We start from the raw sequence: 17,592 nt of genomic DNA, 5'->3' as shown, positions 1-17,592 counted from the left end.
TTGGAGTGACACTTGGAGTGGGAGTTGGAGTGACACTTGGAGTGGGAGTTGGAGTTACTACCGGAGTTGGAGTGACACTTGGAGTGGGAGTTGGAGTTACTAGCGGAGTTGGAGTGACACTTGGAGTGGGAGTTGGAGTTACTAGCGGAGTTGGAGTGACAACTGCAGTCGGAGTTGGAGTGACACTTGGAGTGGGAGTTGGAGTGACACTTGGAGTGGGAGTTGGAGTTACTACCGGAGTTGGAGTGACAACGGGAGTGGGAGTTGGAGTTACTACCGGAGTTGGAGTTACTACCGGAGTTGGAGTGGGAGTGACTACCGGAGTTGGAGTGACAACGGGAGTGGGAGTTGGAGTTACTACCGGAGTTGGAGTGACTACCGGAGTGGGAGTGGGAGTGACAACTGGAGTGGGAGTGGGAGTTACTACCGGAGTGGGAGTTTCACTCGGAGTGGGAGTGGGAGTTTCTACCGGAGTTGGAGTTTCACTCGGAGTGGGAGTGGGAGTTTCTACCGGAGTTGGAGTTGGCGTTGGCGGCGGGTCGATCGCGTCATCAGTCGAAAACACAATATTACCAACACTACTAGAACGCGGAAACGACTGCGATGTAATGGTAGATTGTCCCGTTGTAATTGCACCCGCCGTACCGTTGCTAGCAGCATCCCCCACCACAAACGGTTGAATCGGCGTCCCTCCATCTCCCCCAGCGTGCACAATTGTAATTTTGCCACCACCTGCGCCGCCAGCAGTAGAAATGCTAGCCAATCCCGTCGGCGACAGTGGGGTGGAAAAAGTACCCGTAGCGCGGAAAAAATTGCCTGTTATTGCTGTCACCTCGCCACCGGTGCCGCCTGTACCGCCTTGGGCATTGATAAACTCTACTTGAATATCGCCGATCGGGTCTAAGAACACATTGCCGGCATTTCCGACTATAGCGCTAGAGTTTATTTGTCCGGCCGTAATTGAAGTTATCGCCTTAACAGTTATGTTGCCGCCACTGTCTCCCGATGTATTCAAATTGCCTGCGGTGAAATTGTTACCGCTTGTAAAGAGAATTTCTCCGCCATTAGCAGTAATATTTTTAACACTTATATCGCCCTTGGCAGTAATATCGACTTTGGCGGCGGTGACATCTCCCAATAAGTTGACTTTTTCCGTGTTTAGTGCTGTCAATTGTTGCGCGTTAATTGTCGAGTTTCCTGTCACATTGCCAGCATTGTCGATCGCAAGATTTCCTAACTTGCTGGTGGCCCCCACCGCACCGTTGAAAGTGATGCTACCACTACCAGAGGCTAGAGTTAAGTTGCGGGCCGCATCAATACTGTCGATCGCACCTCCAAAGGCAATATTCCCCCCGGCTGTACTCAATCTCGCATCTTTCGTCAACCCGAGAACACCGTTAATATTGATATTGCCCTGATTAGTAGTAACATTGCCACCTAACTTAGTGCTGGCAGCAGCAATATTAAAACCAGAATTGCTCGCAATATTACCGTTAGTGAATTCCGCCTGCGTTGCGGTAACATTCAAAACAGAAAGTGGTACTGTTTTTCCGATATTTCCTTGCACCAACACATTGCCTGTAGCGGCATCTAAGTTCAGCAAATGATTACCGTCTATCGCACCAGTTATCTTAATATCTCCGCCGCCGGTTCTGAGATTAATATCGTTACCGAGTGTTACAGTGCCGTTGAGAGCGATCGGATTTTTATTGGTATTGATGCCATGATTCAAATTAATTGTGGAAGCCTTGAGAGCAATGCTGCTGTTGTCATTGCCAGTAATAGTGCCATCAAGTGCGATCGTACCGGTTCCCGTTTGAATATTTACTGGATCTAAAAATGTGAGGTTAAAGGGAACACTAATATTGGCACTGCTATCCGATCGCCCGATCGCGATCGAGCTAAATCCATTTTGAATCAAATTAAGTTCCGATGCAGTCACATCTAAAGCGCTAGTATTGTTATCCATTCCGCCAACAACAATATTTTGTCCGGCTGTTGCGGGTTGCAGGGTTAGCGCGCCAGTACCAGAAACGTTTCCAGAAAAATCAATTTCACCTGCTGTTAAATTCAGCGGGTTAGTACCTGCCGATATAGTAGAACCGAAAGCAATAGTTGCATCTTCCAGCGTAAAACTTACAGGAGCTTTTAATGTCACTGGCCCACTAAAAGTAATGTTATCATTTGTTGTGGTGATATTGCCGCTAACCGCAACATTTCCCCCGCCCTTTTGAATAAATGCACCGTCTAAATTCAGGTTTTTCTCACTATTGAAATTCACCTTATTGGTAATAGTGAGCGTGCCGTCATTGGTGGTGGTTACAGTTCCTTTAAGATTAACATTATCAGCAGCAATACCGAGATTGCCAGCCACGTCAACTGTATTATTGAAACTAATGTCGCTGCCTGCGAGAATCGGATTATTGGCAACAGTCACAGCATCTGCATAAGTTTGAGTGCCGGTTGTAGTGACATTTCCCTTGACTTGAGTTGTGCCGCCAGCATCTGTAGTCAAACTCGCGGCATTGACTGTTTGATTAAATGCGGTTGTGCCTGTAGAATTAGCTGTTAAATTGCCGATCGCATTTGTTGGATTCCCAACTGCACCATTGAATGTAACATTACCGCTAACCGCCTTCACAGTCAAATCGCTGCTACCATCAACAGTATTATTGAAAGTAATGCTGTCACCTGAAAGAATCGGTTTATTGGCAATTGTAACTGCATCTCCATAAGTTTGACTGCCTATTGTAGTGACATTTCCCTTGAGTTGAGTTGTGCCGCCAGCATCTGTAGTCAAACTCGCGGCATTGACTGTTTGATTAAATGCGGTTGTTCCTGTAGAGTTAGCTGTTAAATTGCCGATCGTATTTGTTGGATTCCCAACAGCACCATTGAATTTAAGATTACCGCTAACCGCCTTCACAGTCAAATCGCTGGTACCATCAACAGTATTATTGAAAGTAATTTCGCTGCCTGCGAGAATGGGATTGTTGGCAATTGTAACTGCATCTCCGTAGGTTTGACTGCCAGTTGTAGTGACATTTCCCTTGAGTTGAGTTGTGCCGCCAATATTAGTCGTCAAACTTGCGGCATTGACTGTTTGATTAAATGCGGTTGTTCTTGTAGAGTTAGCTTTTAAATTGCCGATCGCATTTGTTGGATTCCCAACTGCACCATTGAATGTAACATTACCAGTACCCCCATTCAGAGTTAAATCGCTGCTGCCGTTTACTGTATTGTTGAAAGTAACACCGCTGCCGGAGAGAATGGGATTATTGGCAACAGTCACAGCATCTCCATAAGTTTGAGCGCCCGTTGTAGTGACATTGCCATTTAGTTCAGTTGTGCCGCCAGCATCTGTGGTTAAACTCACGCCCTCGACTGTTTGATTAAATGCGGTTATTCCTGTAGAGTTAGCAGTAATATTTCCTAATGCCTTGGTATTGCCAACTGCACCATTGAATGTAATATTACCCGTACCCCCATTTACAGTTAAGTCGCTGCCAATGTTATTGGCCTCAACAGTATTATTGAAAGTAACGCCACTGCCTGAAATAATCGGATTAGTGGCAATTGTGACAGCATCGGAGTAAGTTTGATTTCCAGTAGTGGTGACGTTGCCATTAAGTTGAGTTGTACCGCCTGGATCAGTAGTTAAATTGGCAGCATTTACCGCTTTAAATATGGTTGTAGCTGTACTGTTGGCGGTGATATTTCCTAATGCTGTGGTGCTGCCTACCGCACCTCCAAAAGTAATATTCCCTGTACTTGCATTCACTGTCAAGCTTTGACTGCCTATTGCCGTCCCATCAAGGGGGCTGTTAAAGCTGACATTGCCGCTGCTAGCAGTTCCAGATGTAGTGAGAGTAGTAGTGGGTTGAGTTAAGACAACTGGCGTTAAAAAGGTCACGTTACCACCGCTGCCAGCGGCGGCTGAAACATTAATATCACCGTTGAGGGTGATATTTCCTGTGCCAGGATTGAGCGTTATTATACCAGCAGCACTGGTACTATCAGCAGATGTAGTGCTGGTATTAATTGCTCCTGTTTGGATGCCTGATGCAGCCGTAAGCGCGATCGCACCTCCGTTGCCAAGAGATGAGCTAACATCTAGAGTTCCCGCAGTGGTGTTAATATTGCCATTCGTGCTGCTGATAGTAATATTTCTACCTGAGTTGAGGATACTACCAGTAGTAATATTTTGATCCGCTTTTAGGGTAATACTTGCATTCCCTGTACCTGTAATATTGCCATTGATCCCGTTAATGGAACCACCCACTCCCTGTGATTGCAATATCACTGGGTAATTAAAGGTAACATCTCCTGTCACAGAAATAGTACCAGTTCCATCACTTCTGCCAATAGTAGCGGAAGAAAAATTATTTGATAAAGCGGCTAAGTCAGTTGCGCTTAAATCGAGTGTAGAGGGATTTTCAGACCCACCTATTACAATATTTTGGTTCGGGCTAAAAGATTGAAGTATCAGGGGGGAATTAGCTGCTTGTACTGCATTAGCACCTCCCGTGAAGTCAATTTCATTACTGGTAATCGTAATACTTCCTGGTACTTGAGCTATGGCCGGAAAAGGAACAATTTTGCCTAATTGAATTGCGTTAGCAGCACTGAGGTTAATCGCACCACCACCATTATAGTAGATAATAGGGATAGAAATAGAATTGCCGCTTTGCAATGTAATGGCTCCACTTAACCCAGTGTTAAAAACAGAAGTAAGACCACCACTGTTGAGGGTAATATTTCCGGCTGCATTCAAATTAATATCTCCGCCAGGGCAACTACCACCACTACAACTGGTATCTATAGCTTGTATTTGCATACCTCCATTACTACTTGTAATGTTAACAGAACCGGGGACTAACCCCCCAAATGAACGAATGTGACCGACTGTGATATCATTAGCTGCGGTTATAGTAATTGTGCCACCAACATTTCCACCTACTGCTGATGAGCGTACATTATCACCAATGTTTGCTCCTACGGTAGTATCAATAGAACCCGTTTTACTGAATAATGAAATATTGCCTCCATTCCCACTAACGGTAGAAGCGTAAATATTAGCAGTAGTAAGGTTTCCTCCGGCAGTGAGGGTGATGTTACCTCCTGCACCCGCACCTGATGAGCGGGAATTCAGAGCAGCAGTAGTAATATTACCGCCAGCAGTTGAGAGGGCGATCGCGCCTCCATTTCCTGAATTGGAACTGGAATTGACATTTCCAGCAGTAGTGTCGATCGCACCTGTCCCCCCAGTAACAGAAAGAGTAGTATTCCCTCCCGTACCTGCACCTCCTGAAGTAGAATTCAGAGCAGCAGTAGTAATATTACCGCCAGTAGTTGAAAGGGCGATCGCTCCCCCATTTCCTGAACTGGATCGGGAATCCAGAATTCCAGCAGTGTTAATAGAACCTGTTCCTCCGGTGACAGAAAGCCTGATATTCCCTCCTGTACCTGCACCAACAGCATTAGAACCCAAAATTCCAGTGGTAATGTTGCCACCAGCAGTGGAGAGGGCGATCGATCCCCCATTTCCTGAAGTGGAACTCGATTGCAGAAAATTAGCAATGGTGTTGATAGAACCTGTTCCTCCGGTGACAGAGAGGGTAATATCCCCTCCCGTACCTGCACCCAGGGAAAACGAAGCCAGTTTGTTAGTGGTAATGTTACCACCAACAGTTGAGAGGGCGATCGCTCCTGCATTTCCTATTCCTAAAGAGGATTGGGAATCCAGCTCTCCAGCAGTGGTGTCGATCGCGCCCGGACCTCCAGTAACTGTGAGGGTAATGTTCCCTGCATTACCTCCAACTAAATTATGGGAAGCCAGCCATTGAGTGGTAATGTTACCACCACCAGTAGTGGAGAGGGAGATGTCTCCTGAATTTCCTCCTGGTATAGCAGAGGAACCAATATCGGCAGCAGCGGTGTTGATATCATTGGTACTGGTGAGGCTAATATTTCCGCCCCTAGTACGAAGGTTGGCATTGACTGATATTGCATTACCAGCATTTAACGCGATCGCGCCATTCCCATTATTAATAATAGGGGAATTAACAGTAATATTGTTATTCGCTAGCAGCGTCAGCGAGTTGGGACTACCCCACAAAACGGGAGCATTAACTGTAATGTTGCCTGCACTGGTAGAAGGCGATGCAGTGGAAATCGTCACATTGCTTGCTCCCAGTTGTGTTTGCAGCGTTCCGTTATTAATCGTAGAAGTAGGGCCGGCGGGAGCAAATGTTCCGTTGCCCAATAAAGTGCCACCGGCATCAGGGTTGCCACCGATAGTGATGTCTGTAGGATCTAGCAATAGCGTCCCTGCAATGCCAAAAGGCGATCGCAAATCAACAAATCCTTGAAAATCCAGCGATTGCTTTCCCGACACTTCCACAAAGCCGCCATTCCCAGAAAACAAGCCACCTCTGGCCGTAATATTGCCATTAAAGCGAGTAGTTTCATCGGCCCAAACTATGACTCGCCCGCCATTCCCATTACTAACAGCATCAGCATTAATCGTCGAGTCGCTGCTAACAAAAGTCCGCCAAGCATTGGGCACAGTCCCCAAACCTTGATAATCTCCGCCAATCAGTACATTACCGCCGCCGTTAATCCCAGAAGCATCGATATTGCCTGCAATAACTCCTACTTTGTCGCCTAAAATATTTACAGTACCGCCAGTGTTGCCAGAGACATTGAGACTGCCGGATGCGATCGCAGTTCCCGCAGTTACAGGCACTGCAACATTCCCCGTCAACACAACTTCACCATTGGGATTTACCGTCAAACCCGTCGCCTGTGCCACACCTTGTCCAGTCAGCAACTCCGGCAAAGATAACACTGGCTGCGTCCAATTGTTTGGCAGCGAACTTTGATTTGCAGTCGGCTGAATATCCAAACTCAATAAATTTCCAGCTTGACTAATTCGCACCAAATTGTTACCAGGTACGGCGCCGATCAGAATATTGCCGCTAGGCGCAGTTACCTGACCATTATTGACAACCGTACCGCCGATCAAACTTAAACTTTGACCTGGTGTCACCGTCAGATTGCCTGCATTAATTATGCTTCCCCCTTGCAAATTTGTAAACGCAAAACTATTCGGTGTCCCAATTAAAGTTGCCCAATTGTTATTGCCGATCGCACTAAACCACTGATTGTTCCCAAAACCAATCCCTGTCGCCGTAGTAGCATTAAAAGATCCAGGCACATTGAGACTGGCATTCGGCCCGAAAATTATGCCAGCAGGATTCATCAAAAATAAATTGGAATTGCCGCCCGTAACTTGAATTAAGCCATTGATTAAAGAAGGATTACCCCCAGTAATCCTTCCCAAAATATTTTGAATATTCGGATTTGTCAGAAAGTTAGCCGTTTGAGCCTCGCTGAGGCCAAACTGAGTAAAACTGTGAAAAAGATTAGCCCCATCTCCGCTGAAAGACCCCCCGGAAATGTCGTAGCGGTTGCCGTTGGGAGTAACAAGTGTGTTAGTGCCGTCTGGTGTCGGGATAATGGGTTGCGCGTTTGCCGAACCCGCCGCTGCACTCAGCCAGCTAACAATGAATAACCATCCGAGCAAATGTAGTTTGTTGGGTGTCATTGTGTTTACAGATGGTGCTTAAAGTGCGATCGTATTTATTTCTCCTATTTTTACTCCTAAAAATTTCTCCTGTCAATAGGAGCAGCCTATTTTTAGTTGCCGAATAATTGGCCGTGAAAAAGGAAATGTATGTTTTTAATTAGTATGATTTACTTAAAAACAATTTTTTTTACTAGAAATCAAGCGCGGGAAATGAAACTTGGTTTCTTTTTTGGACCGAAAACATCCAGGATACCCGCCACGTGATTCATCCGTCCAGAAATAAAAAACCTGTATCCGATAAAGGAGCCCCCGAATTTCTCCGTGGGATCAAGGCTTCAATTCTAAAATCTAAAATCTAAAATCTAAAATCTAAAATCGATTGACTTTCACTGCTTCCCTGACCCAATTAGCTTAAAAAACCGGGTTAATGCGTCCGGGACTGTTGGTGAAAATCTGGCACCGAACGCGAGGTTTAGGGGTTTAAAAAACTCGGAATTTTAGTCAAAACTACGTAAGTACCGATCGCCTCTTATACAGCTTGCTTAGAGTGGAAAAAAACTCGCTCACCTCCCTACTCGCGATCGCAGCCACTTCTTTCTGCATACGGCGAGCAGTTGGCAGCGCGCTTTGAGGAGCAACGAACCCAACAGCCGAATTTCTCTCAAAAACTTTATATTTTTTGGAGGATCTTTACCAAAACTTTATAAAGCTCGATTAAAATTTTTATGTATTTTTGAGGAAAGCCAATATTTGCAAGTCTTGCACTCAACTTTAGACCGTTACCGAAACCAAGTAAATGTAGTACGTTGGAAGTCTAGGCAGGGTGAAAATCTTGCTGTTACAGATTAAAATGTGTCAATCTGGTGTCAGTGAAAACTCTTAGAAGAAGCACTCATTTACTCCAAAACACCCTTAAGTGAGATATGTATGTAGATTCACTGGTGTGGAGCCTCTTCTTTAGGTTTGACGATCGTCCTAAATATCGCAGGCTCGCGATCGTCTATTCGCGTCACGGCAACATGGCATTTAGGGCATTTTGGGCCTTACTACCTAACAATACTGGAGGAATCAGGGTTATGACTACCTTAACGCTAGTCAAAAAAACATCTTTTACAGTCGCCAGCTTGGCAACCACAATGTTGCTCAGCATCTGCACGCCCGTCCGAGCTTTCATGTTTGGCACGAGCGGCATCCAGTTCGATCGAGACACCAGCATCAATTTTACATTCGACCAATCTCAGGGACTATACCAATCCAGCTTGTGGGTGGCCCAATCCCAGCAGGACAACACGGGCTACAGCAACATATCCACTCTGTTTAACGAAACTAAACCCTCAGATAACGGCTCCGCCAACAAGGGAGAAGGAACCTTCGGCAACGCTGTCACATCCCCAGACGGCAAAATTACCCAAAGTTTCACCTTTCTCAAAGATCAAATTTACGCCCTCCTGCTTTGGAGCGACACCGGCACTGGCAAGCCCTTCGAGCAATACGTCTCCAGCAGCACCTTTATGAACAGCAGCCTCTGGTTCGCCGCCGACACCAGATTCAGCAGAATTGAATGTCTGACAACTGGATGCCAGCAAGCCGTGTTTGGCGACTTTGAGCTCAACTACAAATCCAGCAATCCATTTAGCACCGTCAACGATGGCAAGGGCCCAGAGCAGTTTCAATCTGCGACAACAGAACAACTCGCTAAGGGTACAAAGATTTCCTTTGACGATGGCAGCAAAGGAAATGACGTTGACTTTCAAAACTTTAGCCTGTCGGCTGAGTTAGTCCCCGAACCAGTCCCCGAACCAGTCACAGTATTCGGGACTATGCTGGGGATCGGGGCTTTGGCAGCAGCTCGCCGGAAAAAAAAGCGAGGGCAGTAACCATAAAAATGACTCTTAACCAGACCCATACAAATCTAAATAGTGCGTCTGTTCAGTGGTACTCTGAGAAATAGCATTTCTAAATGTTAAGACTTTTTCCATAACGGGAAAAATAGCATCCTAACAAAGGCACTATTCATGGTATCCACCGCAGAAAAAACGAACGTAGGCTACATCACTCAAATCATTGGGCCGGTTGTAGACGTAAAATTCCCAGGCGGCAAACTGCCCCAAATCTATAACGCTCTCACGATTTCCGGCAAAAACGAAGCAGGTCAAGACGTTGCCGTTACCTGCGAAGTTCAACAACTGCTCGGAGACAGCCAAGTGCGTGCAGTTTCCATGAGTACCACCGACGGCTTGGTGCGTGGCATGGAAGTAGTAGATACCGGGGAAGCAATCCAAGTTCCCGTCGGCATCCCAACTCTCGGCCGGATTTTTAACGTCATCGGTCAACCCGTAGACAACCTCGGCCCGGTCAATACTTCCGAAAGTATGCCCATCCACCGCAACCCGCCGGCTTTCACCGAACTGGAAACCAAGCCTTCGGTGTTTGAAACTGGGATCAAGGTGATTGACCTGCTCGCCCCTTACCGTCGCGGCGGCAAAATCGGTTTGTTCGGCGGCGCAGGCGTCGGCAAAACCGTGATTATGATGGAACTCGTGAACAACATCGCCAAGGCTCACGGCGGCGTGTCCGTGTTCGGCGGTGTGGGCGAGCGCACCCGCGAAGGTAATGACCTCTACAAAGAAATGATCGAGTCGGGGGTTATTAACGAAGAAGACCGCAGCAAATCAAAAATTGCTCTGGTTTACGGTCAAATGAACGAGCCGCCTGGTGCTCGGATGCGCGTGGGCCTGTCGGCTCTGGCGATGGCCGAATACTTCCGCGATGTCAGCAAGCAAGACGTGCTGCTGTTCATTGACAATATCTTCCGGTTTGTGCAAGCGGGCTCTGAGGTATCGGCTCTGTTGGGTCGGATGCCTTCGGCTGTGGGATATCAGCCGACTCTCGGTACAGACATGGGCGACTTGCAAGAACGGATTACTTCGACTACCGAAGGTTCTATTACTTCGGTTCAAGCTGTGTACGTACCTGCGGATGACTTGACTGACCCCGCACCGGCTACGACTTTTGCTCACTTGGACGCTACAACTGTGTTGTCTCGCGGCTTGGCTGCGAAGGGGATTTATCCTGCGGTTGACCCGCTGGATTCTACGTCTACGATGTTGCAAGTTAGCGTTGTCGGCGAAGAGCACTATGGTGTTGCTCGTCAAGTGCAGTCTACTCTGCAACGCTATAAGGAATTGCAAGACATTATTGCAATTTTGGGCTTGGACGAGCTGTCGGAAGATGACCGCTTGACGGTTTCTCGCGCTCGCAAAATTGAACGCTTCTTGTCTCAACCGTTCTTTGTGGCTGAAGTGTTCACCGGTTCCCCCGGCAAGTACGTCAAGCTGGCAGATACCATTAAGGGCTTCCAGATGATTTTGGCTGGCGAACTTGATGAATTACCGGAACAAGCGTTCTATTTGGTGGGCGACATTAGCGAGGCGATCGCCAAAGCTGAAAAAATGAAAGCTGACGCCAAGTAATTTTAGTCATGAGTCATTAGTCATTGGTCATTAGTCATTGGTCATTAGTTGTTAACAGTTAAAAGTTAACAGTTAACAACTAAGTGACTGATGATAGCCGACGGCTGACTAATGACTAATTACTAATGACTGGTGACTGCTGACTGCTGACTAATGACTAATGACTAATGACTAAGGACAATTTATGACATTAACTGTGCGCGTAGTGGCCCCAGACAAAACTGTTTGGGATTCTAATGCTGAAGAAGTAATTCTGCCGAGCACCACAGGCCAACTGGGTATCTTGAGCGGTCACGCTCCCATGTTGACAGCTTTGGATACCGGAGTGATGCGCGTCCGTCCCGGCAAGGAATGGGTATCTATTGCTCTGATGGGTGGCTTTGCAGAAATCCAAGAAAACAAAGTTACTATTCTTGTCAACGGCGCTGAAAAAGGCGAAACCATTGATAAAGAAGCTGCTCGTACTGCTTACACCGAAGCAGAAGCTCGTTTGCAAAAGGCTACTACCGGCACTTTGCAAGAGCAAATTCAAGCTAAGCAAGCCATCAAACGCGCGAGAGCTCGTTTTCAAGCTGCCGGCGGCACGATCTAGCGATCGCGGGTAGGGACATAGTGCTTTTGTAGCAGGGACACAACATTGTTCATAGGTGTCAACAACCAGCCTGAAAGCCTTGAGAAATCTCGTTTTTACCTGAGTCCAGATCCCCCTAAATCCCCCTTAAGAAGGGGGACTTTGATCGGAGTCTTGTCCCCCCCTTAAGAAGGGGGGCGCCAGGGAGATCGAACCCTAATAGTCAAACAGCAGACCGGTATTACGTTTGACGTTAAGTTGACACTAATGAACAATGTTGTGTCCCTACTTTTTTCTTAAATTCCAACTTCCGACAATAGAGATTGCATTGTTTCCCAAGATAACCCCTGCTGAAGATAGCGGGGGTTATTTGGATTGTAGGGGCTCTCCAGTCGATCGACACTGACAATTTTTGCTTCCTCCGGCAAAACAGGAACGTCTGGATCGAAAGCAGTCGATCGCGTCAGAGAGCTAGAAAAGCCTTTAAAAATAGCAATTTCATCGAATTCGCCGTCTATTTCGGCCTTGACGATTAAAACTTCGTGCGATCGTTTTACCGTGTATTGTTCCAAGCGGCGAGCAATAGAGTCAGCCATAGCAAATCTCACTTTCCTGAAATCTGCTATAATATAGCTTAATTTTGCGGCTAATTTTAGGGACATCCCGCTAAAATCTTATTTTTAATTCGAGCTTTTTTAACCGCAGGAAGTAAGCGGACATAATATAAGTCCTGTAAAAAACATCGGGAAGATTTTCCTCCTGCAAACCTGCTTGTCCCATATTTTATGAGCCACAGAAAGACTAGGTTTAAATTATCGTTTTCCAGTCAAATGTTTATTAAACGGCGTTTTCCTTGGGGATAGACGCTGCTATTTATGCTAGCTTTTTGCTTGATTTGAACTCGGACAAGTTGCAACTCAGAGCTAATAAATAACTGTTTACGGGGCGGCAATTCTAGTTAGTGACTTAATTTTCGCTCCTTTGGGCGATCGAGAAAAATATATGTGCCGATTTGTCGATCGAGTCACAGTAAAAGGAAAAACATCGGCCGTGTCGGTGTTTAAAATTAATGATGCCGCAACCGAACCAAGCATTGAAATAAAACCCGATATTTCTATTATTTAAAAGGCTTCTGGAGCGGTAGTTCGAGCAAAGTTTTACTAATTTGCAAAAAAAAATTCAAGAAGATTTGCGAAATAAATACTCAAGATAAGTTAGCACCAATTTACTCTCAGCGCTCTCGGAAGAATCGAATGTATGGAGGGCCACCAGGATGGTCGGGGATAGAAGCTTTGGATGAAAAGTAGTAAAAGTAACATTAAGCTGACGGCAAAAATTTTTCTGTATTTATCCGGTTTTTGTACCTGGCCTCAGTCATAATACATTTAAGCCGAAGCATTCGACCCCAAAATTCGGAGTTTTTCTGAAAGATACGCCGTTGAGTGCGCTGCTTTTGACTTCAAACTCGCATATACTGCGGAAAGCTATGCGAGAATTAAACTCAGTTTCTATGAAAAATCTCAGGTGGGACAGCGATTCAGGAAGAAACCAAAAATCGGGTTTTTCTTGCGTAAGTTTTGTTTAAGTACAAAATGGTTTAGAATACTGACCAGCGGTAAATCTTCGCTCCGAGTATTAACTGTGTCTTTAAAGCTAAATTAATGTTATGTCCACTCTTTCTATCAAGCGCTTGGTGGCCAAACTTTCTGGAAAAGCCACGCTCCAAACTGTACTCATAGTTCCGTTTGTCTTGCAAGTATTTGCAGCGGTGGGTATTGTGGGATATTTATCATTTAGGAACTCTCAAAGAGCAGTGAATGACCTTGCGGATCAATTGATGGGGGAGGTGAGCAATCGCATCGAGCAAAATTTGAGAACTTATCTGCAAACTCCGCACAAAATCAATCAAAGCAAGCTGGATGCAGTGAAACTGGGTTTTGTGAACATGAGAGACTTGTCAGCTTGGGAAAAGTATCTGTGGCGACAAGTACAATTATATCCTTATATCAATTTTACATCGATCGCTAATTCAGATGGAGAATATCGCACTGGCGAAAAGATGTCTAACGGCACTTTATTGATTAACGCATCGGGCCCGTCTACAAATTTTGATTTTTATTCTTACAATACTAATGATACGGGCGATCGCACTACAGTAGCCGCCTCCGTTAAAAACTTCGACATCCGGCAGCACCCTTCCTACACCTATGCGGCTCTAGAAGCCAAACCAACTTGGAGTTCAGTTTATGTATCCTTCCTAGAACCCACCTTGCTCCTCAGCGCGCTGCAACCAGTTTACAACAGCCAGAGACAGCTAGAAGGAGTATTAATTGCTGCTTTGCGTCTCGACAGTATCGGTCAATTTTTAAACAGCCTCAAAATAGGCAAATCCGGTCAAACTTTTATTATCGAAAGAAACGGCACGCTGCTGGCAACTTCCACACCCGAAAAACCTTTCCGCACCCAAAACGGTCAAAAAGAACTGTTTAAAGTTACAGAAAGCAGCGATGCAGTAACGCAAACTACAGCTAAATATTTAGAAACTCACTTTCACAACTTGAACAAGATTACCAAATCGCAGCAACTCCATTTTGAAATAAATGGGAAGCAGCAATTTTTAAAAGTCCTGCCCTTCCAAGACGACAAGGGTTTAGATTTGCTGATTGTCGTTGTCGTTCCCGAAGCCGACTTTATGGAACAAATTCAGGCCGGCAACCGCACTACAGTGTTGCTATGTCTGGCAGCTTTGGGCATGGCAACTGTGTTAGGAATTATCACTTCTCGCTGGATTATCAAACCTCTTATAAAATTAAAAAATGCAGCAATAGCGTTGTCTGAAGGACAATTTGACAAAACTGTAAAGCTCGATCGCTCCGACGAGTTGGGCGTACTTGCCGCTGCTTTTAACAGCATGGCACAACAACTGCAAGCATCTTTTACTGCCTTAGAAACTAAAAATACCGAATTGCAGCGACTGGACAAACTGAAAGACGAATTTTTAGCCAATACTTCCCACGAACTCCGCACTCCCCTCAACGGCATTATTGGGATTGCAGAATCTTTAATAGACGGTGCTACCGGACAACTGCCAGACTCAACAAATTTTAACTTAGCTTTAATTACATCATCGGGCAAAAGATTGTCTTCTTTAATTAACGATATTCTGGACTTTTCTCAGCTCAAACACAAAACGATAGAACTGCAAATTAAGTCCGTCGGTATTCGAGAAATAGTCTCTGTAATTCTCACTTTGTCTCAGCCATTAGTAGGCAAAAAAAACTTGCAGTTGATTAACTCAGTAGCTCCTGAATTGCCGCCAATAGCAGCCGACGAGAATCGCTTGCAGCAAATACTTTACAACTTAATCGGCAATGCGATTAAATTTACCGAAAGCGGCCGAGTAGAAATTTCTGCAGAATTGGTAACTGGCAAGGCACAATCACCCCTTAATCCCCAATTAGCTATTAGTGTATCTGACACCGGTATTGGCATCCCCGAAGATAAATTAGAGCGAATTTTTGAATCCTTTGAACAAGCTGACGGTTCCACTGCTAGAGAATATGGCGGCACGGGTTTAGGGTTAACTGTTGCCAAGCAATTAGTGGAATTGCACGGAGGTAAAATTTCGGTATCTTCAACTGTAGGCGTCGGTTCCCAATTCACCTTTACTTTGCCCGTATCTGAGAGTCAACCGGAATTTAGCAGAACTCCGCCGCATTTAACCGAGGGCTCTGGCATTTTAATCACTCCTAAATTAGCCCGCCAATCCTCTATAATAAATTCTCCTGTATCAGACAATAGCGAGTCGCTAGAAAGTGAGAAATTAAAAATTTTGGTAGTTGATGATGAGCCGATTAATATTCATGTCATCATCAACAGTCTTTCTCTAGCAAACTACGAGATTACTCAAGCGAGCAACGGCTTAGAAGCTTTAAATCTGATTGAATCAGGATTTAAGCCAGACTTAATTTTACTCGATGTAATGATGCCCCAGATGACGGGTTATGAAGTATGTCGAGAAGTCCGCAAAAAATACTCGCCTTTAGAAATGCCGATTCTGATGCTGACGGCAAAAAATCTAACTACCGACTTGGTAGAAGCTTTTAACTTAGAAGCAAATGATTATGTAACTAAACCTTTTATCAAAAAGGAATTGTTGGCGAGAATTAACACGCAAATTCGCCTAGCCAAACTGAATGCAGCCTACGGCAGGTTTGTGCCACACGATTTTCTAAACTTGCTGGAAAAGCCGAGTATTATTGAAGTAAAATTAGGCGAACATCAGGAAAGAGATATGACAGTGCTGTTTGCTGATATTCGCTCGTTTACGGCGCTTTCGGAAAAGATGACACCGGATGAAAATTTTGCATTTATTAATACTTACTTGGGAAGGGTTAGCCCTGTAATCAGGAAAAATAACGGGTTTATTGACAAATACATTGGGGATGCAGTCATGGCACTGTTTCCTACATCTCCATCTGATGGGGTGCGAGCAGCAATTGATATGCAGAAAGAAGTGAATATCTACAACCACCAGCGAGAAAAAAATGGCTTTTTTCCGATCGCGATCGGCGTCGGTTTGCACGCGGGCAATTTGATGTTGGGTACAATTGGCGAGCGAGAACGGATGGAAAGTACCGTGATTGCTGATGCGGTGAATCTCGCGTCTCGTTTGGAAGGATTGACTAAGGTTTACGGATCGGGAATTCTAGTTAGCGGTGCAATTATCGATCGCCTCGACGATCCAGAAAAGTATAAGTACAGATTTGTCGATCGAGTAACGGTGAAAGGAAAGGCAAATGCTGTGTCAGTGTTTGAAATTTACGATACAGAAACAGAGCAGAGCATTGTACTTAAGCAGCAAACTGCGGAGGTTTTTCAAGAAGCTCTCAATTTTTACTACGAGCAAAAATTTGTTGCCGCCCAAAAAGTATTTCAGAATATTTTACAAATCAATCCGGACGATCGGGTAGCAATGCTGTATTTCAAACGGTCTCGCAAGTATCGAATGTACGGAACCCCCGAGGGGTGGTCGGGCGTGGAAACTTCGACGGAGAAATAGGGCGCGAACTGCACGCCCTACTCTGTTTAAAATATGGTTGTACAAACTTTAAAATATAGTTGTACAAACGCCTAATTTATTCCAAGTTTTAGGGCCGACAATGCCATCAGCAACGAGTTGTTCTTGCTTTTGAAAATTGATGACTGCTTGTTGGGTTTTAGGGCCGAATCCTCCATCAGTAGTTACGGAAAATCCGCTGGCGTTCAAGAGTCGCTGAAGGTAGCGAACGTCCTCATTTTGGGTGACGCCATCGTTGCGTTTGAGTAGGGGAAAATAACGGCAGGAAGGTAATTCCATGTGAATTGCGTTTGTGGTTTGCATAGTTTGAGTCTCCATTGGTTGTTTGCAAGTTGTTTGAAAGCAGAGAAGTGCGGAAATGATGTTAATAGTCCTGGATGCACTTTTGACGGGCTGAAACGGGGTTTTGGCTTCGCTCAACCACCAGTTTTTTTAGCGTTTCTGGGGGCTGAAACGAAGTATTGTTGTGAAAAAACCCAGTTTCTTGCTAGCCGTGCGCCTAGGATTAGTTAACTTGGATTTAACATCCGGGTTCATCTGTATAACAAGCACCTAATAGACTCCAAGTTTGAGGGCCGACAATGCCATCAACAGCAATCTTATTTTCCTTTTGAAATTTGATGACTGCTTGTTCGGTTTTTGGGCCGAAGAATCCATCAGTTGCGACGGGATATCCGTTTTTAACTAAGGATTGTTGGAGATAGCGCACGTTTTGATTGGCAGTGGTGCTATTATTTCGTTTCAGTGTGGGCAGTGAAGAGCAAAGAGGCAATTGAGCGTAAATTGAATTTGTGGTTTGCATGGTTTGATTGGGGATTAGTGGTTGGCAAGTCGTTTGAACTTGCTATTCCCCAGTTGTAGCTGTGGGTGGAAGTGC

At 45.3% G+C, this 17,592-nt stretch carries 8 protein-coding genes; 4 read left to right on the top strand and 4 right to left on the bottom strand.

Features of this window, described 5'->3' with window-relative positions; translation table 11 throughout:
* The coding region (locus QUB16_RS18905) for a two-partner secretion domain-containing protein (RefSeq protein ID WP_333318387.1) at window positions 1-7,609 on the bottom strand (7,609 nt) is incomplete at its 3' end.
* Window positions 7,610-8,514: 905 nt separating this feature from the next.
* On the opposite strand from QUB16_RS18905, the gene QUB16_RS18900 reads away from it, so the two are divergent.
* The 3 genes from QUB16_RS18900 (at window position 8,515) to atpC (ending at window position 11,656) form a co-directional block, all read left to right on the top strand.
* Window positions 8,515-9,468 (top strand): PEP-CTERM sorting domain-containing protein, encoded by a 954-nt coding sequence (locus QUB16_RS18900; RefSeq protein WP_333318385.1) that lies wholly within the window; start codon window positions 8,515-8,517, stop codon window positions 9,466-9,468.
* Window positions 9,469-9,606: 138 nt separating this feature from the next.
* Window positions 9,607-11,064: a F0F1 ATP synthase subunit beta gene (gene atpD / locus QUB16_RS18895; RefSeq protein WP_333318384.1), complete on the top strand. Its 1,458-nt coding sequence runs from the start codon at window positions 9,607-9,609 to the stop codon at window positions 11,062-11,064.
* 184 nt (window positions 11,065-11,248) lie between these two features.
* Complete coding sequence (atpC, locus tag QUB16_RS18890; RefSeq protein WP_333318381.1) at window positions 11,249-11,656, top strand: ATP synthase F1 subunit epsilon; 408 nt, start codon at window positions 11,249-11,251, stop codon at window positions 11,654-11,656.
* Between the two features lie 275 nt (window positions 11,657-11,931).
* On the opposite strand, the gene QUB16_RS18885 is transcribed toward atpC, so the two are convergent.
* Window positions 11,932-12,231 carry a DUF7734 family protein gene (locus tag QUB16_RS18885; protein ID WP_333318379.1) on the bottom strand — a complete coding sequence of 100 codons (300 nt, stop codon included), beginning with the start codon at window positions 12,229-12,231 and terminating at the stop codon, window positions 11,932-11,934.
* A gap of 1,070 nt (window positions 12,232-13,301) precedes the next feature.
* Here QUB16_RS18885 and QUB16_RS18880 point away from each other — a divergent pair.
* Window positions 13,302-16,697, top strand: a complete 3,396-nt coding sequence (locus QUB16_RS18880) for an ATP-binding protein (protein WP_333318377.1) — start codon at window positions 13,302-13,304, stop codon at window positions 16,695-16,697.
* Window positions 16,698-16,745: 48 nt separating this feature from the next.
* Here QUB16_RS18880 and QUB16_RS18875 read toward each other — a convergent pair whose 3' ends face one another.
* Both QUB16_RS18875 and QUB16_RS18870 read right to left on the bottom strand, forming a co-directional pair.
* Window positions 16,746-17,018 carry a peptidoglycan-binding domain-containing protein gene (locus tag QUB16_RS18875; protein WP_333318375.1) on the bottom strand — a complete coding sequence of 91 codons (273 nt, stop codon included), beginning with the start codon at window positions 17,016-17,018 and terminating at the stop codon, window positions 16,746-16,748.
* Window positions 17,019-17,235: 217 nt separating this feature from the next.
* Window positions 17,236-17,517, bottom strand: a complete 282-nt coding sequence (locus tag QUB16_RS18870; protein WP_333318374.1) for a peptidoglycan-binding domain-containing protein — start codon at window positions 17,515-17,517, stop codon at window positions 17,236-17,238.
* Between the last annotated feature and the right edge of the window lie 75 nt (window positions 17,518-17,592).

The organism is Microcoleus sp. D3_18a_C4, assembly GCF_036702415.1.
Taxonomy (GTDB): domain Bacteria; phylum Cyanobacteriota; class Cyanobacteriia; order Cyanobacteriales; family Microcoleaceae; genus Microcoleus.
Note: the sequence above shows the minus strand (reverse complement) of the source record. Positions and strands in the feature narration are given on the sequence as shown.

Coding starts and splice junctions, on each gene's coding strand:
- atpD (WP_333318384.1), top strand. CDS start 9,607: ATGGTATCCACCGCAGAAAAAACGAACGTAGGCTACATCACTCAAATC.
- QUB16_RS18870 (WP_333318374.1), bottom strand. CDS start 17,517: ATGCAAACCACAAATTCAATTTACGCTCAATTGCCTCTTTGCTCTTCA.
- QUB16_RS18900 (WP_333318385.1), top strand. CDS start 8,515: ATGTATGTAGATTCACTGGTGTGGAGCCTCTTCTTTAGGTTTGACGAT.
- QUB16_RS18885 (WP_333318379.1), bottom strand. CDS start 12,231: ATGGCTGACTCTATTGCTCGCCGCTTGGAACAATACACGGTAAAACGA.
- QUB16_RS18880 (WP_333318377.1), top strand. CDS start 13,302: ATGTCCACTCTTTCTATCAAGCGCTTGGTGGCCAAACTTTCTGGAAAA.
- QUB16_RS18875 (WP_333318375.1), bottom strand. CDS start 17,018: ATGCAAACCACAAACGCAATTCACATGGAATTACCTTCCTGCCGTTAT.
- atpC (WP_333318381.1), top strand. CDS start 11,249: ATGACATTAACTGTGCGCGTAGTGGCCCCAGACAAAACTGTTTGGGAT.